20 protein-coding genes are annotated in these 24,247 nt (G+C 72.8%); 11 read left to right on the top strand and 9 right to left on the bottom strand.

Going from position 1 to position 24,247, the window contains the following annotated elements; genetic code table 11:
• Positions 1-104: 104 nt before the first annotated feature.
• The 5 genes from QSK10_RS02545 to QSK10_RS02525 are packed head-to-tail and all read left to right on the top strand — an operon-like array spanning position 105 to position 7,067.
• Positions 105-803: a hypothetical protein gene (locus QSK10_RS02545; protein WP_285660933.1), complete on the top strand. Its 699-nt coding sequence runs from the start codon at positions 105-107 to the stop codon at positions 801-803.
• A gap of 45 nt (positions 804-848) precedes the next feature.
• The gene (locus tag QSK10_RS02540; protein WP_285660932.1) at positions 849-1,946 is read left to right on the top strand and encodes a DUF2332 family protein; all 1,098 of its coding nucleotides are present in this window, start codon (positions 849-851) and stop codon (positions 1,944-1,946) included.
• Positions 1,947-2,003: 57 nt separating this feature from the next.
• The gene (locus QSK10_RS02535) at positions 2,004-2,810 is read left to right on the top strand and encodes an ABC transporter ATP-binding protein (RefSeq protein ID WP_285660931.1); all 807 of its coding nucleotides are present in this window, start codon (positions 2,004-2,006) and stop codon (positions 2,808-2,810) included.
• A 59-nt stretch (positions 2,811-2,869) separates the two neighbouring features.
• Complete coding sequence (locus QSK10_RS02530) at positions 2,870-4,684, top strand: ATP-binding protein (protein WP_285660930.1); 1,815 nt, start codon at positions 2,870-2,872, stop codon at positions 4,682-4,684.
• A 31-nt stretch (positions 4,685-4,715) separates the two neighbouring features.
• A complete protein-coding gene (locus QSK10_RS02525) occupies positions 4,716-7,067 on the top strand; it encodes a hypothetical protein (protein WP_285660929.1) in 2,352 nt (783 codons plus the stop codon).
• 81 nt (positions 7,068-7,148) lie between these two features.
• Here QSK10_RS02525 and lipB read toward each other — a convergent pair whose 3' ends face one another.
• On the bottom strand, positions 7,149-7,811 hold the full coding sequence (lipB, locus tag QSK10_RS02520; RefSeq protein ID WP_285660928.1) for a lipoyl(octanoyl) transferase LipB: 663 nt from the start codon (positions 7,809-7,811) through the stop codon (positions 7,149-7,151).
• A gap of 94 nt (positions 7,812-7,905) precedes the next feature.
• On the opposite strand from lipB, the gene QSK10_RS02515 reads away from it, so the two are divergent.
• Entirely contained in the window at positions 7,906-8,850 is a 945-nt protein-coding gene (locus QSK10_RS02515; RefSeq protein WP_285660927.1) for a glutamate ABC transporter substrate-binding protein, read from the top strand.
• A 361-nt stretch (positions 8,851-9,211) separates the two neighbouring features.
• Positions 9,212-10,129, top strand: a complete 918-nt coding sequence (locus tag QSK10_RS02510; RefSeq protein WP_285660926.1) for a serine protein kinase RIO — start codon at positions 9,212-9,214, stop codon at positions 10,127-10,129.
• Between the two features lies 1 nt (position 10,130).
• Here QSK10_RS02510 and QSK10_RS02505 read toward each other — a convergent pair whose 3' ends face one another.
• The 3 genes from QSK10_RS02505 to QSK10_RS02495 all read right to left on the bottom strand — a co-directional run bounded on the left by QSK10_RS02505 (position 10,131) and on the right by QSK10_RS02495 (position 12,657).
• The gene (locus QSK10_RS02505) at positions 10,131-11,135 is read right to left on the bottom strand and encodes an LLM class flavin-dependent oxidoreductase (protein ID WP_285660925.1); all 1,005 of its coding nucleotides are present in this window, start codon (positions 11,133-11,135) and stop codon (positions 10,131-10,133) included.
• Between the two features lie 68 nt (positions 11,136-11,203).
• The gene (locus tag QSK10_RS02500) at positions 11,204-11,596 is read right to left on the bottom strand and encodes an SCO5389 family protein (RefSeq protein WP_285660924.1); all 393 of its coding nucleotides are present in this window, start codon (positions 11,594-11,596) and stop codon (positions 11,204-11,206) included.
• Positions 11,597-11,682: 86 nt separating this feature from the next.
• Positions 11,683-12,657, bottom strand: coding sequence for an ATP-binding protein (locus tag QSK10_RS02495; RefSeq protein ID WP_285660923.1), 975 nt, complete (start codon positions 12,655-12,657; stop codon positions 11,683-11,685).
• Between the two features lie 214 nt (positions 12,658-12,871).
• On the opposite strand from QSK10_RS02495, the gene QSK10_RS02490 reads away from it, so the two are divergent.
• The 3 genes from QSK10_RS02490 (at position 12,872) to QSK10_RS02480 (ending at position 16,622) form a co-directional block, all read left to right on the top strand.
• Complete coding sequence (locus QSK10_RS02490; RefSeq protein ID WP_285660922.1) at positions 12,872-13,573, top strand: response regulator transcription factor; 702 nt, start codon at positions 12,872-12,874, stop codon at positions 13,571-13,573.
• Complete coding sequence (locus QSK10_RS02485; RefSeq protein ID WP_285660921.1) at positions 13,570-14,646, top strand: HAMP domain-containing sensor histidine kinase; 1,077 nt, start codon at positions 13,570-13,572, stop codon at positions 14,644-14,646. Before QSK10_RS02490 ends, QSK10_RS02485 begins: the two co-directional genes overlap by 4 nt.
• 128 nt (positions 14,647-14,774) lie before the next feature.
• On the top strand, positions 14,775-16,622 hold the full coding sequence (locus QSK10_RS02480; RefSeq protein ID WP_285660920.1) for a DUF4153 domain-containing protein: 1,848 nt from the start codon (positions 14,775-14,777) through the stop codon (positions 16,620-16,622).
• 6 nt (positions 16,623-16,628) lie between these two features.
• On the opposite strand, the gene QSK10_RS02475 is transcribed toward QSK10_RS02480, so the two are convergent.
• The 5 genes from QSK10_RS02475 to QSK10_RS02455 form a co-directional block, all read right to left on the bottom strand.
• The gene (locus QSK10_RS02475) at positions 16,629-17,540 is read right to left on the bottom strand and encodes a threonine/serine dehydratase (protein WP_285660919.1); all 912 of its coding nucleotides are present in this window, start codon (positions 17,538-17,540) and stop codon (positions 16,629-16,631) included.
• 977 nt (positions 17,541-18,517) lie between these two features.
• Positions 18,518-18,757, bottom strand: a complete 240-nt coding sequence (locus QSK10_RS02470) for a hypothetical protein (RefSeq protein ID WP_285660918.1) — start codon at positions 18,755-18,757, stop codon at positions 18,518-18,520.
• Positions 18,758-18,766: 9 nt separating this feature from the next.
• Positions 18,767-19,612, bottom strand: coding sequence for a bifunctional DNA-formamidopyrimidine glycosylase/DNA-(apurinic or apyrimidinic site) lyase (gene mutM, locus QSK10_RS02465; protein ID WP_285660917.1), 846 nt, complete (start codon positions 19,610-19,612; stop codon positions 18,767-18,769).
• 8 nt (positions 19,613-19,620) lie between these two features.
• Positions 19,621-20,277, bottom strand: a complete 657-nt coding sequence (locus QSK10_RS02460; protein WP_285660916.1) for a response regulator transcription factor — start codon at positions 20,275-20,277, stop codon at positions 19,621-19,623.
• A gap of 1,203 nt (positions 20,278-21,480) precedes the next feature.
• The gene (locus tag QSK10_RS02455) at positions 21,481-22,212 is read right to left on the bottom strand and encodes a CAP domain-containing protein (protein ID WP_285660915.1); all 732 of its coding nucleotides are present in this window, start codon (positions 22,210-22,212) and stop codon (positions 21,481-21,483) included.
• A gap of 349 nt (positions 22,213-22,561) precedes the next feature.
• Between QSK10_RS02455 and QSK10_RS02450 the strand changes: the two genes are divergently transcribed.
• Complete coding sequence (locus QSK10_RS02450) at positions 22,562-22,768, top strand: hypothetical protein (RefSeq protein ID WP_285660914.1); 207 nt, start codon at positions 22,562-22,564, stop codon at positions 22,766-22,768.
• The last annotated feature ends 1,479 nt before the right edge of the window (positions 22,769-24,247 follow it).

The raw sequence follows: 24,247 nt of genomic DNA, 5'->3' as shown, positions 1-24,247 counted from the left end.
GTGAGGAGGGAAACCACCCACAAGGGACAAGCCGGACCCGTCGGCCTTCGCGATGGGCCGTGGCCACGGCGGTCCCGCGCCCTCCCGGAAGGTGGCGCCTCCGCATGGCCAGTGACGTGATCTTCGCGATCTCCCGCACCACCGCCGTCCCCGAACCGGCCCCCACCCGCGTGTTCTCCGTCGAGGGCCAGGAGATGGGCGCCACCGTCCTCGACCTCGGCCCCACCTCCGGCGACCTGGCCACCGCCGTCGACCACTCCACCGGCGACCAGTGGTGGATCACCGGCGACGAGGTCGTCTCCCAGCGCTCCGGCGTCCACGCCGGACTGTCCATCCCCCGCGGCAAACGCGGACTGGCGTTCCGCCGCGACGGGCGCGGCTTCTTCTTCTCCCTCGAATACCCCGGGCGCGTGTTCTTCTTCCACTCCCGCAACCCCGGCGAACCCGACGCCTACCGCGTCGACGCCGACTTCGAACCCGTCGACCTCGCCTTCGACATCACCGGACGCGCCCTCCTGCTCGGCGCCCGCGGCGAACTCGCCGAGATCGCCGACACCGCCGGTCCGGTGTGGACGGTCGCGCGCGCCTGGACCATCGACGGCGAGGCGGAGTCCTTCACCGGCCTGGCCAGCGCCGGGGAGTACCTGTGCGTCAGCGGCGAGGACCGCGAGGGCTCCTTCGTCACCGAGATCATCTTCAGCGGCGACCGCGTCACCCTCGAACCGCCCTTCGACCTGGGCGCCGTCGGATACGTCGCCGACCTCGGCTCACTCCACCTGCCCGACCGCCTCGCCCCCTCCTAGCGCGCCCCCACGAGATCGCCCGGCCGATCTAGGATCGGCCCCCATATGACTCACGAAGAGAACGACACCGAAGAACTCACCATCGAGCGGATCTTCGCCGAGCACGCCGAAGCCGCCTCCGAGACCGCCGCGGTCTACTCCCTCCTCTGCCGGGCCGTCGCCGATGACCCCACCCTCGCGGCCGCCCTCGACGGCGCGCCCGCCGAACGGTGGGCGAAGGCCGACGCGCTCATGACCGCCGTCTCGGCCGTCCTGCGCGAAGACCCCCACCCCCTCGCCCGGCACCTGCCCACCTTCGGCGGCACCCCCGGACCCGGCGCCGAGGTCGTCGCCGACTTCACCGACCTCGTCCGCACCCGCCACGAGGCCCTGGCGCGCAAGACCCCCGAGGGCACCCGCTGGAACGACCCCGCCGCGGCCGCGGTGTTCCACGCCGCCATCACCCGTGTCGCCGCCACCGACGCCCGGCCCCTCGCACTCATCGAACTGGGCTCGGCCGCCGGCCTCACCCTCCGCCCCGACGCGTACGGATACGACTACGGGCACACCGTCGTCGGCGCCGACCGGCCCCTCGTGCTCTCCATCGAACTACGCGGCGAACCGCCCGCCCACCTCACCACCCCCATCCACGTCGGCGCCCGCGTCGGCATCGACCGAGCGCCACTCGACGTCAGCGACCCCGCGCACGCCGCCCTCCTGCGCGCCTCGGTCCGCTTCGACCGCGCCGAACTCCTCGACCGCCTCGACCGGGCCATCCCCCTCACCGCCGCCGACCCGCCCACCCGGCTCACCGGCGACATCGTCGACCTCCTGCCCACCGCGCTCGCCGAAACCCCCGCCCACCTCCTCCCGGTGATCTACGGCGGCAACGTCATGTGCTGCATGAACGACCGCCGCGAGCGAATCCCGCGGATCCTGGCCGACTCCGGCCGCGACGCGGTGTGGATCAGCCAGGAACACGCCCGCAACGCGCTCGCCCTCATCAGTGAGAGTGAAGCCGACGGGTACGACAAGTTGGACATCCTGCTCACCGCGGTGACCTACCGGGCCGGAGAGATCGCCGAGGCCGCCATCCTGGCCACCGTCGGCTGGTACAACGCCTGGCTCGACTGGAACCCGCGTGAGGTGACGCTCACCGCGTGACCCCCGTGCGCAGAACGGCCCGGCAAGGTTAGGCTCACCTAAGCCGATTGGAGGGCCATGCCGGACCGCCTGCACGCCGAAGACCTCGTCCTCGCCTACGACCGCCGCGTCGTCGCCGAGGACCTCTCCGTCACGATCCCCGACGGCTCCTTCACCGTCATCGTCGGCCCCAACGCGTGCGGCAAGTCCACCCTCCTGCGCGCCCTGGCGCGCATGCTCAAACCCAAGGCCGGCACCGTCCACCTCGACGGGCAGCTCATCGGCTCCTACCCGGCCAAAGAAGCCGCCCGCCGCCTCGGCCTGCTCCCGCAGACCGCCACCGCCCCCGACGGCATCACCGTCGCCGACCTCGTCGCCCGCGGCCGCTACCCCCACCAGAGCCTCCTGCGGCAGCGCACCTCACACGACGACCACGTCGTCGCCGAGGCCATGGCCGCCACCGGCGTCGCCGCGCTCGCCGAACGGCCCGTCGACGAACTGTCCGGCGGACAGCGCCAGCGCGTCTGGATCGCCATGGCCCTCGCCCAGGAGACCCCGATCCTGCTGCTGGACGAACCCACGACCTTCCTCGACATCGCCCACCAGGTCGACGTCCTGGACCTGTGCGCCGACCTCAACCGCCGCCAGGGCCGCACCCTCGTCGCCGTCCTCCACGACCTCAACCTCGCCTGCCGCTACGCCACCCACCTCATCGCCATGACCGGCGGCCGCATCGTCGCCGAAGGCGCGCCCGGCGACATCGTCACCGCCGGCCTCATCGAAGAGGTCTTCGGACTGCGCTGCCGCGTCGTCCCCGACCCCGAGACCGGCACCCCCCTCGTCGTGCCCGCCGCCCCCGCCACGCTGAACTCCGCCGCCGCCTGACCTGGCGAAACGGAAACCGCGTACGGGAATGTCGGCCGCGCATGGCACACTTGCCGACCATGCGCGAAGAGCTCAGACAGACCGAAGTCGACCTCGGCGGCCTGGTATCGGTGCTCGCGGCCCACCTCTACTCCACACCCATGGTGGCGCTGCGCGAGCTGGTCCAGAACGGGCACGACTCGGCCACCCGGCGGCGCCTCGAAGACCCCGCCGCGCCCACCGGACGCATCATCGTGCGCGGCGACGCCGACACCACAAAGACCGGCGCCGCCACCGTGTCCGTCACCGACGAGGGCGCCGGGCTCACCGAAGACGAGATCCACTCCTACCTCGCCACCGTCGGCACCGGCTACACCCGCCTCCTGCGCGACGTCACCGGCAGCGAGGACCTCATCGGCGCCTTCGGCCTCGGGTTCCTGTCCGCCTTCGCCGTGGCCGACGAGGTCACCGTCCACACCACCTCGCACCGCGAACCCGGACGCGGCCACCGCTACCACTCCGTCGGCGGCGAGACCTACGCCGTCACCGAGGCCCCCGCCCGCGCGCCCGGCACCGAGGTCACCCTGCGCCTCAAACCCGACTACGCGCACCTCGCCGACACCCAGACCCTCCGCGAGGTCCTCACCCGCTACTGCGCGCTGCTGCCCATCCCCGTCCACGTCGAAGACGACGCCACCCCCGTCAACGACGTCCCACCTCCATGGCGCGACGGCGGCGCCGAACCCATGGTCTTCGCCGCCCGCTTCGCGCAGCGCCTCGCGCCCCTCTGCGCCATCCCCGTCCACCTCGACGGCGACACCGAGGCCACCGGGCTCCTCTGGATCCAGGACGCCGCCACCTACGGCAGCAGCGACAACCGCGACCTCTCGGTGTGCCTGCGCGGCATGATGCTCTCCCACGACGCCCGCGACCTCCTCCCCACCTGGGCCGGATTCATCGGCGGCGTCATCGAATCCACCCGCCTCACCCCCACCGCCAGCCGCGAGGACCTCCAGCGCGACGACCGCTACCGCGACGTCCAAAAAGGACTCACCGAGGCCATCGTCAACGGCATGTTCGAGATCGCCCGCACCCAGCCGGGCACCTGGCAGCGCGTCCTCAACCGCCACGGCAACGAACTCCTCGGCGCCGCACTCGCCGACGACCGCCTCTTCGACCTCCTCGCCGACGACGTCCCCGTCCCCACCTCCAGCGGCGACCGCCTCACCGCCGGCGCCCTCCGCGCCGCCGGAAACGGCACCATCCACATCGCCACCGGCGACAGCGGCGGCTTCACCGAAATGCTCTACCGCGCCATGCAGGTCCCCATCGCACGCGGCGACCACTACGCCGTCCTGCCGTTCCTGCGCCGCTACGCCGTCGCCCGCTCCTGCCCCACCATCGAACTCGGCACCGGCGACGGCGACAAGCGCCTCTTCAAAGACGCCGAACCCCTCCCCACCGCCGAACAGGACTGGCTCACCGCCGTCCTCACCGACGACGGCGAACAACTCGTCCCCGCCCGCTACGCACCCGCCGCGCTGCCCCTCGTCCTCGTCCCCGACGCCGAAGTCGCCCTCAAACGCCGCATCGAAGCCGACGAGACCGCCGCCCGCATCCCCAGCGCCGCCCTCGCGCTCGCCCGCGACTTCACCGCCAAAACCGACGGGACCGTCGCCGCGCGCCTCTACCTCAACCTCGACAACATCGCCGTCCGCCGGCTCCTCCAAGCCCACCGCGACGACCACCCCGGTCGCACCACGGCGGCGGCGCTCCTCCGCTCCATCAAGGTGATCATGGCCGCCACCGCCGGAGACCACCGCGGCGACCTGTCCGCCGCCCTCGTGGGCGTCGGCAGCGCCATCGAACGCCTCGTCACGGGGGACGGGGCATGACCACCGTCGACTACCACCACGAAGGAAGCCGATGACCACCGACATCTGGGCGTGGGTCCACCAGACCCACGCCGACCTCGTCGAAGCCGGCCACTACCGGCTCGCCGAGGCCGTCGCCGAGATCTCCGGGCACGCCGTCAACGGCCGCCCCGACGAGGTCGACGCCATCTTCCCCGAAGCCCTCGCCACCGCCCGCGCCCTCGACCTCCCCTGGGTCGAGGTCTACCTGCGGCACTGGCGCCTCCAGTCCCTGGTCAGCGAACGCCAGCAGGGCGTCAAGGCCCTCTCCGAGGCAACCTCCCTCCTGGAGTTCGCCCACCGCGAGGAAACCCGCGAATGCCCCCAGTCGGTGTGCGTCGTGCAGGACTTCTGCATCTGCCACGCCCGCATCGACGGCCCCGGCTACGTCCGCGAACGCCTCGCCATCCTCGACGAGACCCTCCCGCGCATCGAACCCGAGCGCAACTGCTTCGACTGCCTCACCCGCGAATACTGCGCCGCCCTCGACGACGACGGACGCAAAGAGGACGCCCTCGCCCACCTCCTCGCCGGCGAGGCCAAGCACCGCGCCGCCGGCGGCGACCCGTCCCTGTCGATGCACCTCAAGCACGCCGACCTCCTCGGCGAACTCGGCCGCCCCGCCGAAGGACTCACCGTCCTCGACAAGGCCGAGGCAGCCCAGCGCAAGAAGCCCTACGGCCTCGACGAGGACGACGAGCGCAGCCTCGCCATGCAGCGCGCCGAACTCCACGCCCGCCTCGGCGACGCCGAAGCCGCCCTCGCACAGCTCCTCCACATCGACGAACCCCAGGCGCACGCCGACCTGCGCCTCCAGTGGGCCACCACCGTCGAACTCCTCGTGGCCCTGGGCGCCTTCGAGAACTCCACCGCCATCGGCCGCGCCATGAACACCTGGATCGCCTACCTCGACGAGGTCGGCGCCCACCGCCGCTGCCTCGACCTGCTCGTCATCGCCGGGCGCCTCGCCGTCGCGCGCGGCTCCCGCGCCGTCGCCCTCACCCTCGCCGGATTCGGCGAGCGCAAACTCGCCGACCTGCGCCGCACCGACGGCATCACCGAGGAACTCGCCGCGCTCCGCGCGTCCGCCGAGGCCCTGCCCGCCACGGTCCTGCCCGTCCCCGTCGCCGACATCCCCGGCCACCTGGAGTCCCTGGGCACCCAGAACCCCGACGGCTCCTACCGGCCCGCCGACCCCGAGGCCAACCTCGCCATCCTCGCCGCCGCGCACGAGGCCGAACCCACCGACGACCACGTCGTCGGGCTCCTCTCGCAGTACTACACCGTCCTGGGCCTGCCGGGCGAGGCCGCGCGGCTGCTGTGGACCCGCGTCGAAGCCGACCCCGACGACGACGGCATGGCCTCCGCGCTCGGCGACGTGCTCCTGCGCGCCCGCGACGAAGAGGGCATCGCCCGCCTCGCCGGGCTGCTCGCCGCGAACAACCCGACGCGCTCGCACTGGCTGCGCGGCAACTGGGCGATGTCGCAGGGCGACTGGGCCGAGGCCGCCCGCGAGTGCGCCGAACTGGTCGCCATCGACGACACCGTCCTGAACACGCGCCGCATGTGGGCCGCCGCCGCGCGCCGCATGGGCGACTTCACCACGGCCCAGCGGCTGTGGGCGGAGCTGTTCGAGCGCGCCGACGAGGAGGCCGAGGACCCGGTCCTGCGCGCCCACCCCAGCGACCGCTGGGGCATGATCATCGCCGCGACCGCCAACCGCGACTGGGCCGCCGTCCGCGAGCAGTGCGCGGTCCTGGACATCGACCTCGACGAGCCCGAGGGCCCCATCGAGGAGATGTGGCACCCGGTGGACCTGCGCTACGACGGTCCCCAGGGCGGCATCGCGGTCTACTCGGTGCGGACGGGACCGGCGACGGCCCGGGTCCTCACCGTCACCCAGCGCGACGCGGCCCTCAACTACGGCGACGTCGTCGTCCTCGACCCCGAGTCGCACGACTCCCCGCCGGAGGACGAGGAGGAGCGCGAGGGCTGGTACCCGACGTGCTCGGCGGTGACGCTGCTGGAGCCGGGCGGTTTCCGCTCCTACCTGGTCGACGGCGCCCACCCCGGCGAGGACGAGCTCGGCGCGATCGTCGGCGCCCTCCGCGAACGCGGCTGGGGCGTGTGGGTCTACACCGACGACAGCTACGTGCTGGAGCCGGAGATCGAGGGCCTCGGCGAACTCCAGGGCGTCGCCTTCGGCGTGGCCGTCCCGCCGGCGGTGAGCTCCGCCGACGCCGACACCGTCCTCACCGAACTGACCGCCGGATGGCGGCACCCGATGTCCTGGCTGAAGCTGGCCGAGGACGCCGGAGCCGACACCGCCCGCCACGAGAAGATCACCGCCGACTACAGCCTGTAGCCCACGGACGCGCGAAGGCCCGCCCCCGGCCGGGGGCGGGCCTTCGTCTTCGCCATTTGAGAACGCCGTCCAGGGCAGGTCTTAGGGGATCAGCTTCGGGAGGTGCCGCTCCACGATCGGCAGGACCTCCTCGACACTCACCTCGCGGCCCAGCTCCTTCGACAGCGACGTCACCTCGGCGTCGACGATGCCGCACGGCACGATCGCGTTGAAACCGTCGAAGGAGTTACAGCAGTTCAGCGCGAAGCCGTGCATCGTCACCGCCCACCGCACGCGCACCCCGATCGCGGCGATCTTCCGCGCCGGGCCCCGGTCGTCGGCCGGAACCCACACGCCCGTCCGCTCGGGGATCGGAATGGTGTGGACGCCCAGCTCGGCGCACACGTCGATGAGCACCTGCTCCATCCGCCGCACGTAGGCGACGACGTCGAGGGGCTTGGGGAGCCGCACGATCGGGTAGCCCACGATCTGCCCGGGACCGTGCCAGGTGATCAGCCCGCCCCGGTCGACCTCGACCACCGGCGTCCCGTCGTTGGGACGCTGCCACTCCTCGGTGCGCTTGCCCGCGGTGAACACGCTCGGGTGCTCCAGCAGCAGGACGGTGTCGGGCCGTTCGTCGGCCATCCGCTCGGCGTGCAGGGCGCGTTGCTCGTCCCACGCGGCCTGGTAGCCGACGAGTCCGCGCCGCTGGATCTGTAGCGGTCCGTCACTGTGGCCGGGCCGCGCTGCCGCCGTCTGTGTCACGACGGCAACGGTAGTCCCAACGGGCGGTTATGGCCGAAAAAATGCCACTGGGGTCTCCGTCACACGCTCACCGATTCTCGCTAGGCTCCTCCACATGCTCAAGCCTGCCAAGCTCATCGTCGTGATCCGCTCGCCCTTTTTAAGATCGAGATCATCTCTTCGGCGCCTGCTCATCGTCCTTACGGGCCTGTCACTTCTGTCGGCGGCGGCCTGCGCGGCGCCGACCGAGCCGAAGTCGCAGTCGCCGTCCCGGTACGTGATCGCGCAGGCTCCCGACGACGCGCTCCCGGCCGAGATCGAGAAGATCAAAGAGGTCGGGCGCCTCCTGGTCGGCACGCGCTTCGACCAGCCCCTCACCGGCCTCCGCAACGCCGCCACGGGCCGCATCGACGGCTTCGACGCCGAGGTCGCCCGCATCATCGCCCAGCGCATCTTCGGCACCGTCGAAGAGGGCCGCAACCTGGAGTTCGTGGAGACCCTCGCCAAGAGCCGCACGGAGTACCTGTCCAACGGCGAGGTCGACATGGTCATCGCGACCTTCACCATCACCCAGCAGCGCATGCAGGAGGTCGACTTCGCCGGCCCCTACTTCACCGCCAACCAGGACGTCCTGGTGAAGGAGGGCTCGACCATCAAGACGATGGACGACCTGCAGGGCAAGAAGGTGTGCGCGGCGAAGGGCTCCACGTCGCTCCAGCGCCTCAAGGAGGTCAAGGGCGTCACTCCCGTCGAGCTGAAGGACTACTCCAGCTGCGTCGCCGCCCTCGACGGCGCCGACCCGGTGGACGCGGTCAGCACCGACAACGTGATCCTGCAGGGCTTCCGCGAGTCGACGCCCGGCGCCTACCGCGTCCTGAACGTGTCGCTGGGCCAGGAGCCCTACGGCATCGGCCTGAAGCACGGTTCGCCGGAGCTGCGCAAGTTCATCAACGACACCCTCACCGAGGCCATCTCGAACGGCGACTGGAAGCGCGCCTTCGACGCCACGTTCGGCCACACCGGCATGAAGGTCCCCGACCCGCCGACCGTCGGCACCTGACGGCGGGACCACCACCGCCCGGGGCCTCATGGCTAGCCCCGGAGCGGGGAAACAGGCGGGCGAACAGGGCTGACGCGGCCCGTCCCACACCGGGACGGGCCGCGCTCGTGCGTCCGCGGAAAAACCCCTTGCCCCCATCGTCAAGATCCGCTAATGTCCCTGACCGGAAGTTACGGCGCCGGCCCCGAGGGGTCCGCGCGAGTGAGAGAGAGGAGGCGCCGACGATGACTGCCGCTGCGCGGCCGATGCCGCATGTCCTCCCCGCCCTCCTCACCGAGGGCCGCTAGTCCGCCATAGCGGCGATCCTCCCCGCAGTCCTCTGGTGACGCGGGTCAAGACTTCCTCCTTAGGAGATCCAGCAGTGCGTTCTGACGATTCCTTCGTCCGTATCAAGTCCCGTGGCAAGAAGCAGTCCTCCGAGGACTTCTATTACGCAGAGGCCGAGCGCTTCGACGACGCCGTCGACGGCGACTTCGAGGAGTTCGACCCCGAGAAACCCCCGGTCGGCGACCGCTGGACCACGTGGGACCAGTCCGAGCCGCTCCAGCGCGCCCCGAAGCCGTGGCCGTCGTGGCTCATCACCGACCTGGGCGCCGTCGACCTCGAACACGGCATCCTCAAGACCGGCAAGGAAGCCGACGTCTTCCTGATCGAGCGTTTCGTGCCCGACACCGACCGGACGGTCCTGCTGGCCGCCAAGCGGTACCGCGACGCCGACCACCGCATGTTCAGCCGCAGCTCGGAGTACACCGAGGGCCGCACCGTCCGCAAGTCGCGCGACCAGCGCGCGATGGAGAAGGGCACCAAGGTCGGCCAGGAGATGCTGGCCGGGCAGTGGGCGGCCACCGAGTGGAACGCGCTGGTGCGCATGCACCGCGCGGGCGCCTCGGTCCCGTACCCGGTGCAGATCGTGGGCACCGAGGTGATCATGGAGTTCGTGGGCACCGACAAGCAGGCCGCCCCGCGACTGGAGAACATCCGGCCCGAGCGGGCGGAGCTGGACGATCTGTGGGAGCAGCTCGTCCACAACATGACCATCATGGCCCGCGACGGCTTCGCCCACGGCGACCTGTCGTCGTACAACATCATCGTCCACGAGGGACGGCTGGTGATCATCGACATGCCGCAGATCATCGACGTGGTCGCCAACCCGCGCGGGCGGTTCTTCCTGGAACGCGACGTCCGCAACGTGGGCGCCTGGTTCGTCTCGCGCGGCCTGGACCCCAAGTACGTCGACATGCTGGTCGCCGACCAGTTCGCCGACGCCAGACTCACCTGAGTCACCCGAGGAGGGGCGCCACCTCCTCTCCCAGACGGCGGATCACGGCGCCGGTGACGTCCGGGTCACCGGTGCCCTCCACCATCAGCAGCGCGTGCCGGACGCCGGTGCGCTCCGCGGAGCGCGCCAGCACGCCCGCGCAGTACCCGGGCGGGCCGACCGGGTGCATCCCGATGAGGGATTCGACGTAGGCGTCCGGGTCGCGTGCCGGCCCGGGCGTCCCGTCGACGCGCACGTATCCGGCGGTGCCCTCGGCGATCCAGCCCGGCATCGCCGAACGCAGCGCGGCCGCCGCGCGCCTGCGCGAGTCGTCCACATGGCACAGATGGGCCGCCGCGTGCTCCGCGGCGCCCGGGTCGTGCCCGTGCTCGCCGGCGATCCGGCGCCAGCGGTCCAGCATCGCCGCCTTTTCCTCGTCGCCGATGTGCATGCCCAGGATCAGCGGGATACCGCGCGCCGCGGCGATGTCCACCGTGGACACCGACGTTGCGGCCACCCACATCGGCAGCGGGCCCTCCGGGCGGGGGACCACCCGGACCTCGCGGAACTCGTGGAAGCGGCCCGAAGCCGCCACCCGCGGTTTGCCCGACGTCCAGTCGCACAGGACGTCGAGGGATTCGGCGAAGCCGTGCTCGAAGCGGTCCAGGCCGGTGTCGAAGACCTCCAGGTCCACCCACGGGCCACCGCGCGCCACGCCGAGCCGGAACCGGCCGCCGGACAGCGCGTCCAGCATCACCGCCTCCTCGCCCAGCGCCACCGGCTGCCGGTTCGACAGGACGCACGCCGCCGCGCCGACGGTGATGCGGCTCGTGCCGCCCAGCAGGACGCCCGCCGCGACCGTCGCCGACGGGCACACGCCATAGGAGATGAAATGGTGTTCGGCCAGCCACACGCCCGGCAGGCCCGCCTCCTCGGCGAGCCGACCGAAACCGAGCGTGTTCCGCAGGGCCGTGTGCGCGGGCGTACCGGGAAAGCCCGCGCCCACCAGGAACAGACCTAAGTCCATCGTGGACGCCCCACTCTTCATTTGGGCGCCGGGGACGGCGGTGAAGGCGCCGCCGCCCCCGGCACGTGTCAGCAGTCCCGCAGCTCGGGGGACTGGTTGCGCAGCTGGCCCACGGGCGAGATGAACTTCCGGTAGCGCTCGGAGTCCACCGCCGAGGGGCGGAACGCGGCGACCCGGTGGCAGTTCTGGAACGCCAGCTTGACGCCGAAGTGCCGCTCCAGGCCGCCCCGGATGGCGTCGGAGGCGAGGGCCCGCAGCAGCTGGCCGCGCGCCTTCTCGTCCGGCGGGGGCGTCACGTTGTCGGCGAACGGCTCGTCGGACGTGCCGAGATCACCCACGACCCGGCTGATCGTCTCCCAGGCGAACGGCAGAGAGGTCCGCACGCATTCGACGAACTCGGCGTCGGTGACCTCACCGCGCTCGGCCTTCTCCAGCAGGTCGGGCGATACATCGAGGGACATTGTCGCTCCTTTCGGTCGGTGGCACGTGGTCCAGTTGAGCGCAACCGGCGCGCACGTACTGTCGGGTGGTTGTCACGGATCCGTGATCAACGCAGGACCGGGGCCGTCTCCAGCAGTTGCGGGCCGAGGACGTACTCCGGGTCGATCTGGGCCGACAGGTCGGCGCCGGCGCGCTCGCTGCCCCACGCCTCGGCGTTGCGGCGGTGGAACTCGTGGGCCTGCCGGGTGAACTTGATCCAGTCCTTGCCGGCCGAGTCCAGTAGCGCCTTCGCGGTGTCCAGGACGGTGAGGTTGGCCGGTTCCAGGTCGGTGATGTCGAGGTGTTTGCCCCGCTCACCGGCCTTGACGAAGGCGGAGCGGCCGACCCAGCCGACGAGGGCGTCGCCGACGTGCTCGCGCAGGAAGTCCACATCGGACTCGTCGTCGACCTTGTTGCCGATGACGGCGATGCGCACGTCGAAGTCGGCGGCGTATCCGGCGTACTGCTTGAACACGCCGACGCTGCGGACGGTCGGCTCGCACACCAGGAAGGTGGTGTCGAAACGGGTGAACATGCCCGAGGCGAAGGCCTCCGCCCCGGCGATCATGTCGACGATGACGTACTGGCCGGGCAGGTCGACGATGTGGTTGAGCAGCAGCTCCACCGCGCCGGTCTTGGAGTGGTAGCAGGCCACGCCCAGGTCGTTCTCGGTGAAACCGCCGGTGACGGCGAGCCGGACGCCGCCGATCTCGGTGGTCAGGTCCCGCAGGATCGGGTCCCCGGCGGCGACCCGGACCAGCCGGGAGCCGGGGCCGGGCGGCGTGGTCTTGAGCATCTGCTCCGCCGAGGCGATGCGGGGGTTGTCCCCGCGCAGGTGCTCCTTGATGCGCGGCAGGGCGTCCCCGAGTGTCGGGAGCGCCACCGCGTCCATCTCGGCCATGCCGAGCGCGCACGCCAGGTGCTGGTTGACGTCGGCGTCGATGGCGAAAACGGTGTTGCCCTGCCGGGCGAGACGACGGGCGAACAGGGAGGCCAGTGTCGTCTTGCCACTGCCGCCCTTGCCCACGAACGCGACCTTCACGGTCGATCCTCCTCTAGACGAACTTGGCATTCAGTTTCAATAAGAGCGGGGGGCGAGTCAAGCATTTCGGGGCGTGTCGGGCGCGTCCTTAACGGTGAAAGGGTGAGTTTCCGTTCACCGTTCGCGTGCCGGGGCGAATCGGGCGCGGCAATCTTCGCGACATCTTCACAACTCCCCGGCGGCGTCCCCACAACCCGCGCCTACTGTTGCCCCCATGCCCGGTACAGACCCCCGAGACGCCCGGCGGCGCGTCCTGATCGTCGAGGACGAGCCGATCATCGCCGCCTCCGTCGCCGCCCGCCTCGGCGCCGAGGGATACGACACGCGCGTCGTCCACGACGGCCTCGCCGCCGTCGCGGCCGCCGCCGAGTACCGGCCCGACGCGCTCGTCCTGGACGTCATGCTGCCCGGCATCGACGGCCTGGAGGTGTGCCGCCGCGTGCAGGCCGACTCGCCCGTCGCCGTCCTCATGCTCACCGCCCGCGACGACGAGACCGACCTGCTCGTCGGGCTCGGCGTCGGCGCCGACGACTACCTCACCAAGCCCTTCTCGATGCGCGAGCTCACCGCCCGGCTGGCGGCGCTGCTGCGCCGCGTCGGACGCGGCGCGGCCCCGTCCCGCCCACCGGCCCTGACCATCGGCGGCCTCGCCATCGACCCCGCCGAGCGGCGCGTCCGCGTCGAAGGCGAGGAGGTCCACCTCACCGCCACCGAGTTCGACCTGCTGGCGCACCTGGCCGCGCGGCCCCGCGCCGTCCACACCCGCGAGCAGCTCCTCCAGGCGGTGTGGGGACACGCGGCGGCGTCCGGCGCGCGGACCGTCGACACCCACGTCCGCGCCCTGCGCCGCAAACTCGGCGACGGCGTCATCCGCACCGTCCACGGCGTCGGCTACGCGCTGGAGGCACCCCGATGAAAGTGCCCGCCTTCCTCGACAGCCCCCGCGCCCGCGCCGCCGACACCGGCCCCCTCGGCAAGCTCTGGATCTGGCTTGGCGACGTCGCCCCCCGCCCCCTCGACCCCATCGGCTCCTTCAAGATCAAGATCACCATCCTGCTCGTCGGCTCCGGCTGCTTCGGGCTCCTCGTCTTCTGGGCACTCCTCGGCTTCCTGCCCTGGAAGATGGCCACCATCGCCATCGCCGGAGCCGTGTTCGTCTCCCGCGTCCTCGCCCACGGCATGACCTCACCCCTGCGCGAGATGACCGCCGGAGTCCGCCAGATGGCCCGCGGCGACTACGACGTCCGCGTCCGCGCCACCTCCCAGGACGAGGTCGGCGTCCTCGCCGAGGCCTTCAACCACATGGCCGGGGACCTCGCCACCGTCGACCGCGAACGCCGCGAACTCATCGCCAACGTCTCCCACGAACTGCGCACACCCATCACCGCGCTCCACGCCGTCCTGGAGAACATCGTCGACGGCGTCTCCCAACCCGACCCGGACACCCTCCGCACCGCCCTCGCCCAGACCGAACGCCTCGGCCGCCTCGTCGGCGAACTCCTCGACGTGTCCCGCCTCGACGCCGGAGCCGTCCCCCTCCGCCGCGCCACCTTCGACGTCCGCCCCTTCCTCCGCCAGGTCGCCGCCGAACAGGCCCTCCACACCCATTCCGACATCACCATCGACGTCCAGGCCCCACCCCGCCTCACCGCCCACGCCGACCGCGCCCGCCTCCACCAGGTCGTCGCCAACCTCCTCGACAACGCCGTCCGCCACAGCCCACCCGGCGGCACCATCACCCTCAGCGCGGCCTCCGCCGACCACGACCTCCTCCTCGAAGTCGCCGACCAGGGCCCCGGCATCCCCGCCGGCGACCGCCTCCGCGTCTTCGAACGCTTCACCCGCGGCGGCAACGCCGGACGCAACGACGGCGGCACCGGCCTCGGCCTGTCCATCTCCCGCTGGATCGTCGACCTGCACGGCGGCCGCATCGCCGTCGCCGACACACCGACCGGCTGCCTCATCCGGGTGCGACTGCCCCGCGCCTGACACACCCCACCACCCCCAACCGGACCACCGTCCGGCCCCAGCCGTTACCCCCTGCCCGGGGACCGGTCGCCGCGCCGTGCCCGTGCGCGGCGCCCGGTCCCCACCTCCACCGCAGAGAGGAACCCCCGATGACCGAGCACCAGCAGCCCCCGCCGTGGCACGAGGCAGCCCCCGACCTCCGCGCGAAACTGCCGAAGCCGGGGGAGGAGACCGGAGCGGCCGCCGAGGCTCCCGCCCCGCCCGACGCAGTCCCGTCCGACGCCGCGCCGCGCCCCGACGAGGCCCCCGACACCGTCCCGTCGGCGCCCGGCGGCGCGGCCCCGTCCGCCCCGTCACCCGCCCCGTCCTGGGACGTCGCGCCGCTGCGCCGCACCCACGGCGCGGCCCCGACGGTGCCCCACGGCGCCGCCCCGACGGCGCCCGAGCCGTCCCGCACCGCGCCGCCGAACCCCCGGCGTCCCCGCGCCGCGACGCCGCCCCACGCCGCGCCGATCCCCATGCCGCCGCTCCGCCCCGCGCCACTCCACCCCGCCCTGCCCTACGCCGCCGCCCCGTCGGTACCTCCGCCCACCCCCTGGCCCGCCCCCGAAACCCACTTCGACACCCACATCCCCATCGCCACCGGAACCGCCCCCGTCACCGCGCTCGCCGCCCTCGCCCTCGCCGCCGTCCTCTTCACCGCCGCCGCGACCGCCGGCGGCCTCGGCCTCGGCGTCCCCATCGCCGGAGCGGCCCTCCTCGCCGCCTGCCTCCCCCTCGCCCCGCGCGACCACCGCGCCGCACGCGCCACCGGCGCCGTCCTCGCCATGGCCCTCCTCACCGTCCCCGCCATCCGCGACGCGGGCTGGGTCAGCGTCCTGTGCCTGTTCACCGGCATCGGCGCCATCGCCGCCACCCTCGCCCCGCCCTACCGCCTCACCGGCTTCCTCCTCGGCCCCATCGGCGCGGCGGGCGGCTTCCCCGCCGGCGCCCTCTGGGCCTGGCGCGGCCTCGCCAACATCCCCGGACGCCGCCACACCGGCCGCGTCGCCCGCACCGCCCTCATCGCCACCGCCGTCGTCATCCTCTTCGGCGCGCTCTTCGCCTCCGCCGACGCCGGCTTCGCCCGCGTCGTGTCCTTCGTCATCCCCCAAGACGCCGGCGAGGTCATCGTCCGCGTCCTCGTCTTCCCCCTCGGCGCGCTCCTCGCCCTCGCCCTCGCCCACACCGCCGTCAGCCCACCCCGCTTCGACCTCGTCGGCGCCCGCCCCTCACGCCCCGTCCGCCGCTGGGAATGGGCCGTCCCCGTCCTCCTCCTCGACGCCCTCTTCGCCGCGTTCGTCGCCGTCCAGGCCGTCACCTTCTTCGGCGGCGACTCCTACGTCCAGGCCACCTACGGACTCACCTACGCCGAATACGCCCGCGGCGGCTTCTGGCAACTCTGCTGGATCACCGGGCTCACCCTCGCCCTCATCGCCGTCGTCATGCGCAAGGCACCCCGCCGCGACCGCGGCGACCGCGACCTCATCCGCGTCCTGCTCGGCGTCCTGTGCGCCCTCGGCATGGTCGTCATCGCCTCGGCCCTCTACCGCATGTCCCTCTACGCCGGGGCGTACGGACTCACCCGCCTGCGCGTCTGGATCTTCGCCGTCGAAGTCTGGCTCGGCCTCGTCTACCTGCTCGTCATGCTCGCCGGACTACGCATGCGAGGACGCTGGCTCGCCCGCGCCGTCGCCGCCTCCGGAGCCGCGATGCTCATCGCGCTCGCCACGGTCAACCCCGACGCGCTCATCGCGCGCTGGAACATCCGCCAGTACGCCGAGACCGGCACCCTCGACACGGCCTACCTGGCGTCCCTGTCGGAGGACGCGCTACCCGAGATCGACAAGCTCCCCACCGCCGAGCGCGACCGCGTCCTCGCCCGGCACCACTGCGAGCCCGACGCCGACGGGTTCTTCTCCTGGAACCTGTCCCGCTCCCGGACGCCCGGCTGCTGACCGCCGCTAACCCAGGTCGGAGGGATCGGTGTTCGCCCCGCACAGCACCACCGCGACCCGCTCGTCCTCGCCCGGCAGGTACGCGCCGGACGTGAGCGCCGCCAGCGCGCACGCCGCGCCGTGCTCGACCACGAAGCGGTGCTGCTTCCACAGCCACCGCCGGGCGTCCACGATCGCGCTGTCGGGCACCAGGACACTGTGCACGTCGTGCCGCACCGCCGCGTCGAACGCGATGCCCCCGACGCGGCGCGCGCCCAGCGAGTCCACCGCCACACCCGACACGTGCACATCGACCGGCGCGCCCGCGGCGAGCGCCCGGTTCAGCGTCGGGCAGTCCATCGGCTCCACGGCCACCACACGCGCGTCGGTCGCCGCGGCGATACCCGCCATCAGGCCACCCCCACCGGTGGCGACGACGATGGTGTCGACCTCGCCGATCTGGTCCTCCAGCTCCAGCGCGACGGTCCCCGCCCCGGCGACCACGTCCGGCTGGTCGAAGGCGTGCACGTAAAGCGCGCCGGTGTCCGCGGCGCGCTTCGTGGCGGCCTCGTAGGCCTCGGCGTACTCCCGGCCCCGCAGCATCACCTCCGCGCCGAGCTCCCGCAGCTTCTCGACCTTCACCGCGGGCGCGTTCTCCGGGACGTACACCGTCGCGGCGACCTCCAGCTCACGCGCCGCGTACGCCGCCGCGAGACCGGCGTTCCCCCCGGACGCGGCGACGATCCCCGTCCCCCCGTCGAACTCGCCGCTCTCGAAGGCGGCGAGGATCCGGTTGAACGCCCCCCGCGTCTTGAAGCTGCCGGTGTGCTGGGTGAACTCCAGCTTGAGCCAGCCGATGTCGCTGCGCATGACGGGCGTGCGGCGGGCGCGTCCGAGGACCCGCTCCTGCGCGGCCTCGACGTCGGAACGGGTGACCATGGCGTGACTCTACCCGGCTTCGGAGCAGGTCACATCGCGTGCGCGGGAGCGGAAAGGATCGGTGGGGGTGGGGTGTGGGGGATGGGCTGTGGGGGTGGGGTGCGGAGGTGGGGCCGAGGTCCGGTGAGGTGCTGCGCCGGGGTGGGTCTTCGCGTCGGTGGGGGGTGGACGGGGCGGGCCCGGGGTGGCTTGTTGGCTCCGCCGGGCCGGGCCGGGCCGTGGACGTCGGCCGCGCGCCGTCCGGCCGCACTGTCTCGCTCGCCCCTGCCCCTGCCCCTGCCCCCGCCCCCGCCCCCGCACCGCACTCGCCCCCGTCGCCGTGGCGTGTTGTCCCCCGTGGGTGCGGTTCACGCAGGGGCTGCGGTCCTGGCTTCCCGCCGGGCCTTGGTCGTGGCCGCGCGCCGTCCGGCCGCACCGCCCCTGCCCCCGCCCCGCACCGCCCCTGCCCCCGCGGCGTGCTGTCCCCGTGGGCGCGGTTCACGCAGGGGCTGCGGTCCCGGTTTGCCGCCGGGCCCTGGTCGTGGCCGCGCGCCGTCCGGCCGCACCGTCTCGTCCCGCAGTCGGCGTGGCGTCTTGTCCCCGGTCGGTGCGATCCACACGGGCCTGTGGTCCCGGCTTTCCCGCCGGGCCGTGGTCGTCGGCCGCGCCGTCCGCCGAGTGGTCTCGTTCGGCCCCATCACCGCGGCGTCGTGCCCCGTCAGTGCCGTTCACGGGGCCGGCCGTCGCGGCGTTCCCGATGAGCCGTCGTCGGCCGCACGCCGTTCGGCCGTCCCGCCGCATCTCCGCCTCGTCGCCGCGCCGTCCCGCCCCATCAGCGCCGTCCACGTTGAGGCCGGCCGCGTCCCGCCGTCGCCGCGCCGTCCCGCCCGGCGGTCGGCGCCGTTCGGCCGCACCCTCTCGTCCGCCGCGCTGCTCCGTCCACGCACCGCCCGGCCGTGCCCCCGGCGTCCACCTCTCCCTCGGCGCGCCCCGGGTCCTCAGTGGATCGAGGTCCCCCACGTCCACCCGTGCCCCTCGCAGTGGCGGCACATCCCCAGCACCGGCACCGAGCCGACCTCGCCGGGCTCCAGGTCGATCGCGCGCAGTGGCCCGACCGCCTTGTACTCCCGCCACGTGCGGCCCGTCCCCTGGCACGCCGCGCACGCCGACGGTGCGGCTCCGGGCGGCGGATCGGCCGGGTCGTGGCCCGGGAAGGCGGTGTACTCGTCGGGGGACATCCCGGCAGCCTATCCGGCCGGTGGGCGCTGGCAGCGGGGGCAGAAGTACGACGAGCGGTTCATGAACGCCTCCCGCGCGATCGGCGTCCCGCACCGGCGGCACGGCTCGTCGGCGCGCCCGTAGGCGTTCAGCGAGCGGTCGAAGTACCCCGACTGCCCATTCACGTTCACGTACAGCGCGTCGAAGCTCGTCCCGCCCGCCACCAGCGCCTCGCCGAGGACATCGCGGACGTGCGCGAGCAGCTCACGCGCCTTGGGCCGGGTCAGCTTCTCCGTGGCGCGCCGCCCGTGCAGCCGCGCCCGCCACAGCGCCTCGTCGGCGTAGATGTTCCCGATGCCCGAGACCAGCGTCTGGTCCAGCAGCGCGCGCTTCACCTCGGTGTGCTTGCGCCGCAGCGCCGCGATGAACGCGTCATCGTCGAACGCCGCGTCCACCGGGTCGAGCGCGATGTGCGCGATCTCCCCGGGGAGCTCGGCCCCGCCGTCCGACACCGACAGGCCCCCGAAGGTCCGCTGGTCGACGAACCGCAGCTGCGGGTCCCCGTCGGTGAAGTCGAGGGTCACCCGCAGGTGCTTCTCCGGCTCCGCCGCCGAGGGCTGCACCAGCATCTGCCCCGACATGCCCAGGTGACACAACAACGCGTCACCGGTGTCCAGCGGCAGCCACAGGTACTTGCCGCGCCTGCGCGCGCCGGTGACCGTCGCGTCCCGCAGCGCCTCGGCGAAATGCGCCGCCCCCGGCGTGTGACGGCGGATCGCCCGCGCGTGCGCGACATGGACATCGGCGACGGTACGACCCGCGACCCAGCGCTCCAGGCCCTGCCGCACCGTCTCGACCTCGGGGAGTTCCGGCATGCGCCGGACTATACGGCCGCCGTTAACACCTCCGCCTGCTCGGGCAGCCGCGCCGGCACCAGCCCGTGCCACAGCGAGAACGCGATCGCCGCCAGCCGCGAATGCACATTCAGCTTCCCGAGGACGTTCTGCACGTGGGACCGCACCGTCGTGATCGACACCCCCATGTCCGTGGCCATCGCGCGCGTGTCCTCACCGTGCACGATCCGCTCCAGCACCTCGAACTCCCGCGGCGTCAGGTACGTCGCCAGCCGCCGCGCCGAGGCCGCGTCCATCTCCTGGTCCGGACGCATCGCCGCCCGCAACAGAATCGGGTCGTACCGCGTCCCCCCGTCCCCGACCTCCTCGATCGCCCGCACGACCGCGTCCAGCCGCCGCATCGTCGACGACGCCCCGACCGCGCCCGCGGCCACCAGATCCCGCACCACCCTCGCGTCCCCCCGCCCCGTCAGCGCGAAGACGCTCACCTCCGGATGCCGCGCCGCCAACCCCCGCGCCCGCACCGCGGCGCCGAGCTCCAGCACGCATACACGTGGAGAGTAGGTGTCGATCGCCTGGGTGAGTCCACTGTCGGGAACGGTGATGACATGGTGGCCCCGCGCCGCGAGCACGGAGGCGAGAGCGTCTCCATACGCGCGCTGGGCATCACAGACGACGAGTTCCATCGTGCCTCCATGGGGGAGAACGATCCGTGGGGACGCGGGCCGGATCGGTCACCGGTCGCCGACACATCGTCACCGATGGTTCACGAAAGAGGGAGGCATTAGTCGGATCTGTGACAGTACCCGGTCAAAACCGTACACAGTGGACGGTGGGGTGGGGGTTGGAGCGGGGACGGCATTGACTTCCGGCGTGGGGGGAGTAGGCGGGGACGTGGGGGAGGGGTAGGTCGTGGGGGTGCCCTGGAATCTCAGGGTGGGGAGTTCACCCGTTTGAGTGAGATCGCAGGTGCCAGAATGCGCGACCTGGTCTCGCTGCATGTGTCGTTCTGGGGCGCCCCGGCGTCGCGGCTCTTGTCGTCCCGAGCCAGCCCGAGCCAGCCCGAGCCGTCCCGAGTCGTTCCGAGCCGCCGCAGTTCCGGGCCTGCCCGAGTCGTCCCGAGTCGCCGTGGCTCTGGACCTGCCCGCGCGTCGCCGCCCGTGTCGTACGGCCCCGCCGCACTCTGTGCTCGACCGCGCCGCTCGGCCCCGCGCCGCGGCCTCCGCTCTGCGCCGCACTGTCTCGCCCAACGAATCGCCCTGCGCCGCCGCTCCGCCCTATCCCGTCGCGCCGCCCCATCGCTTGGCCTCGTCACACCTCGCCGCGCCGCTCCATCGCCCGCGCCGCCGCGCGACGGACCTGCACCGCTGCACGACGGAGCCGCGCCGTCGTCCGCTCCGCGCCGATGCGGCGCCGCCCCGTCGCCCGCGCCGCCGCGCGACGGACCTGCACCGCTGCACGACGGAGCCGCGCCGTCGTCCGCTCCGCGCCGATGCGGCGCCGCCCTGTCACCCGTGCCCTGAGCGAGCGTTTCCCCAGGTCGCGCGCGCCGCGCGCCGCGCCGTGGGTCCCGGCCGCGCACACCATTACTCCACGCCGCGTACTACGCGCGGTGCAGTACATGCTCCATGTCGCGTACTACGCGCCGTGGAGTAGTCATTGAGGTGAGCCCGCGACGAGCGAGACCCGGCCGCCCGACCCCACTGTGAGGCTGCGGCCTGAGCCTCGGCGTCCCGGCGTCGCATCGAAGCGCGGGCCACCCGTCGATCCGCTCACGGCGTCCGCGCCATGTCGCCGCCCGTGCACCTCATCTTGGGCCCGCCGCAGATCCGCCGAGACCCCCGCGCGCTACCCCCGTGGTCCAACGGCGCGCGTCGAGGCGTCCGCCGTCACCGGCTCCCGAACATCTGCGTCCAGTACAGCTGCCCGCCGTTGTAGCGGGCCACGCCGAGTCCGATGGCCTTCGCGTCGCAGTTCAGGATGTTCGCGCGGTGCCCCTCGGAGTTCATCCACCCCTCCAGCACCGCCTTCGCCGTCGTGTACCCCGCCGCGATGTTCTCGCCGATCGCGTCGTTGTAGCCCTGCGCGCGCGAGCGGTCCCACGGCGAGCGCCCGTCCTGGGAGGTGTGGTCGAAGTAGTTGTTCCGCGCCATGTCCTCGCTGTGGCCCTGCGCGGCGGCGGTGAGCTTTGCGTTCTCCTCGACCTCGCCGCAGCCGGCCTTGGCGCGCTCGACGTTGGTCAGCCGGATCGCCTCGGCGGCGAGTTTCTGCATCTCGGTGCGCGGCCCGGTGTCCTCGGGCTCGTCCTTCTTCTCCGGCGAGGACGACGGTGACGGCGACGTGGTGGGCTCCTCGCGTCCGCCGCGGCTCGCCTGCTCGCCGGTGGTCTCCGGGCCGCTCGGGTCGACCTGGATCGGCACGTCCGCGGCGCCGTCGTCGGCGGCGGGGGAGTGGCTCAGCGGCAGCGCGCCGGTGAACCAGGCGGTGATCAGGCCCGCGAGGACGAGGACCAGCGCGGCGGCGCCGAGCTTCGCGAGCCATGCCCCGTGCCGGTGGTGCCGGTGCGCTCCGGCGCGGCGCCGCTCGCGGTCGCCATCGTCCGGGGAGATATGCGTCGACATCGATGCCAGACGCTAGTGCGTCCGTCACACGAAAGCGAGCCCACTGCGGCATATCTAGGGGAACACCCGATAAATTCCCGGCGATCCAGGCGTGCACCCCCGCTCAGGTGCGGGTTCAGCGGTATGTCAGGCTTGACGTTTGGCGGCATCCGGCGGAGGATGGGCGGTGTCGCCAGTACAGGTGAACAGCATCGTCGCCAACCACGCGGACACGGGCCGCGCGGCCGCGGCGCCTACTGTATGCGACCAGCTGATTCCGCCGCCGACGGCGGCAACAAACAATCATCGAGCGAAGCCGCGGGTACGCGAGCCAACGTCACCTGCTGCCGCGCGCTCACAAGGAGACACCATGGCCAAGGCCCTGTACGGCCACGTAGGGAACGCGCCCGATCGGCGCATGCTCGACGAGGTCACCAAACTGCGTGCCAGGGTACGGAGCCTCGAATTCGAGGTGGCGCGACTTCGCGCCGACAACGATCGGCTCACCGCTGAGGTGGAGCGTGAGGACCTGGAACGACTGTCCAAGTCGGCCAGTGAACTGATCGCCGTACGCTGACACCCGAGAAGTCAAGAAGCGCGCCGACACGGTCCCTTCGTCGGCGCGCAGCTTAACGTCAGGGATGAGATATCCCAGACGTGCCGGGGGATGAAGAAGGGGCCACACGGGGAACACCGCGACACGACCGGGACGCCAAGGCGCCCCGGGCACTGAGAGGTGCGAAACGGACCGGCCGACGGCGCCGCAAGGCGCCAAGGTCGCCGGTACGGAGTCGCGGCACCGAGGTGGGCCGGGAGAGTTGAGGCCGGAGCGAACCTCCGGCCATTCGGCGTGCCTGCACGCGGTCCGGCGGGAACCCACGAACACCCGGCCCACGCCACCGCCCGAGCTCGCGCCGGACACCGGGCCGCACAAAGCCGGCGGACACACCCAAGCGCATGAGCACCGTCCGCCCGTTCCCATGTACGCGATGGCCCAGGTGACCGGAACCGCGGCATAGCCTCGCGGTCGCCACCCCGCACCGAACCCTCGCACACACGCGCCCCGGATCACACATCTCGCTCGGCGCGCCCTCTTGCCAAACGACACGCCCGAGGCGAGCCTCCATCGTCGCCCCGTCGCCCCGTCGCCCCGTCGCCCCGTCGCCCCGTCGCCCCGTCGCCCCGTCGCCCCGTCGCCCCGTCGCCCCGTCGCCCCGTCGCCCCGTCGCCCCGTCGCCCCGTCGCCCCGTCGCCCCGTCGCTGCACGGAGCCACCCCGCCCAGTCACGTGCCGCTCGGCGCCGTTCGCCACTGCCTCGTACCGGCCGCCTCACACCGCGCTCGACGCGCCGCAACGCGTGGGCCGCGCTGCGCGATCCAGCGCTCCGCCGCCCCGTCCCACCCCGTTCCGCGCGGATACCTCGATGCCGCAGCACGACCTGGCCGCGCCGCCCCTGCGCCGCGCACTCCCGAGCGGCTCCGTGCGTAGCGGCGGCGCGGCCCCGCTGACGTCCGCGCCGCGCCGTGCCGCCGCCACAGAGCCCCGTGCCGTCCGCGAGCTCGTAAGCACGATCAGGCCTGTGGCCGTCCGCGCTACCCCGGCCACCCTGTATCGGGCCGCCGTTCATACGCTCCGGCCTCGCTGACACGGGCCGCGTCGCGCGGGCGCCGCGACGGCGCCGCCCCGTCCGGTTCTCGCGGCGCCGCCCCCGTCGGATGGCTCCGCGCCCTCACGGCGCCGCCCCGTGAGGCCGCGCCGCGCCGTGACGGGGCCGCCCCGTCGTCCGCGCCGCGAGCAGGTGTTTCCCCAGTTCACGCGCACCGTGCGCGCCGTCGCGGCGCGGCCCCGGCGCCGTCCCAAAACGCCGCCGCCCCGCACCTCCCACCCACCGAATCCCGCACGCCCTACAGAAACAGCCTCACCATGCGTCCCCTACAGAGAACGGGGTACACAGTGAGCGCCGTACAGAGTCGTGCGCCGTACACCGCCCCGATTCACCCAATCCACCGCACCCCACCCCCAACCCGCTCATCCCGCCGCCGTCACCGGTTACCCT

Source organism: Actinorhabdospora filicis, assembly GCF_030269765.1.
GTDB lineage: Bacteria > Actinomycetota > Actinomycetes > Mycobacteriales > Micromonosporaceae > Actinorhabdospora > Actinorhabdospora filicis.
This window is presented reverse-complemented; position numbering and strand designations above follow the sequence as displayed.

Coding starts and splice junctions, on each gene's coding strand:
- QSK10_RS02535 (WP_285660931.1), top strand. CDS start 2,004: ATGCCGGACCGCCTGCACGCCGAAGACCTCGTCCTCGCCTACGACCGC.
- QSK10_RS02500 (WP_285660924.1), bottom strand. CDS start 11,596: ATGTCCCTCGATGTATCGCCCGACCTGCTGGAGAAGGCCGAGCGCGGT.
- QSK10_RS02525 (WP_285660929.1), top strand. CDS start 4,716: ATGACCACCGACATCTGGGCGTGGGTCCACCAGACCCACGCCGACCTC.
- QSK10_RS02540 (WP_285660932.1), top strand. CDS start 849: ATGACTCACGAAGAGAACGACACCGAAGAACTCACCATCGAGCGGATC.
- QSK10_RS02470 (WP_285660918.1), bottom strand. CDS start 18,757: ATGTCCCCCGACGAGTACACCGCCTTCCCGGGCCACGACCCGGCCGAT.
- mutM (WP_285660917.1), bottom strand. CDS start 19,612: ATGCCGGAACTCCCCGAGGTCGAGACGGTGCGGCAGGGCCTGGAGCGC.
- QSK10_RS02460 (WP_285660916.1), bottom strand. CDS start 20,277: ATGGAACTCGTCGTCTGTGATGCCCAGCGCGCGTATGGAGACGCTCTC.
- QSK10_RS02490 (WP_285660922.1), top strand. CDS start 12,872: ATGCCCGGTACAGACCCCCGAGACGCCCGGCGGCGCGTCCTGATCGTC.
- QSK10_RS02475 (WP_285660919.1), bottom strand. CDS start 17,540: ATGGTCACCCGTTCCGACGTCGAGGCCGCGCAGGAGCGGGTCCTCGGA.
- QSK10_RS02485 (WP_285660921.1), top strand. CDS start 13,570: ATGAAAGTGCCCGCCTTCCTCGACAGCCCCCGCGCCCGCGCCGCCGAC.
- QSK10_RS02480 (WP_285660920.1), top strand. CDS start 14,775: ATGACCGAGCACCAGCAGCCCCCGCCGTGGCACGAGGCAGCCCCCGAC.
- QSK10_RS02455 (WP_285660915.1), bottom strand. CDS start 22,212: ATGTCGACGCATATCTCCCCGGACGATGGCGACCGCGAGCGGCGCCGC.
- QSK10_RS02515 (WP_285660927.1), top strand. CDS start 7,906: ATGCTCAAGCCTGCCAAGCTCATCGTCGTGATCCGCTCGCCCTTTTTA.
- QSK10_RS02505 (WP_285660925.1), bottom strand. CDS start 11,135: ATGGACTTAGGTCTGTTCCTGGTGGGCGCGGGCTTTCCCGGTACGCCC.
- QSK10_RS02530 (WP_285660930.1), top strand. CDS start 2,870: ATGCGCGAAGAGCTCAGACAGACCGAAGTCGACCTCGGCGGCCTGGTA.
- QSK10_RS02545 (WP_285660933.1), top strand. CDS start 105: ATGGCCAGTGACGTGATCTTCGCGATCTCCCGCACCACCGCCGTCCCC.
- QSK10_RS02450 (WP_285660914.1), top strand. CDS start 22,562: ATGGCCAAGGCCCTGTACGGCCACGTAGGGAACGCGCCCGATCGGCGC.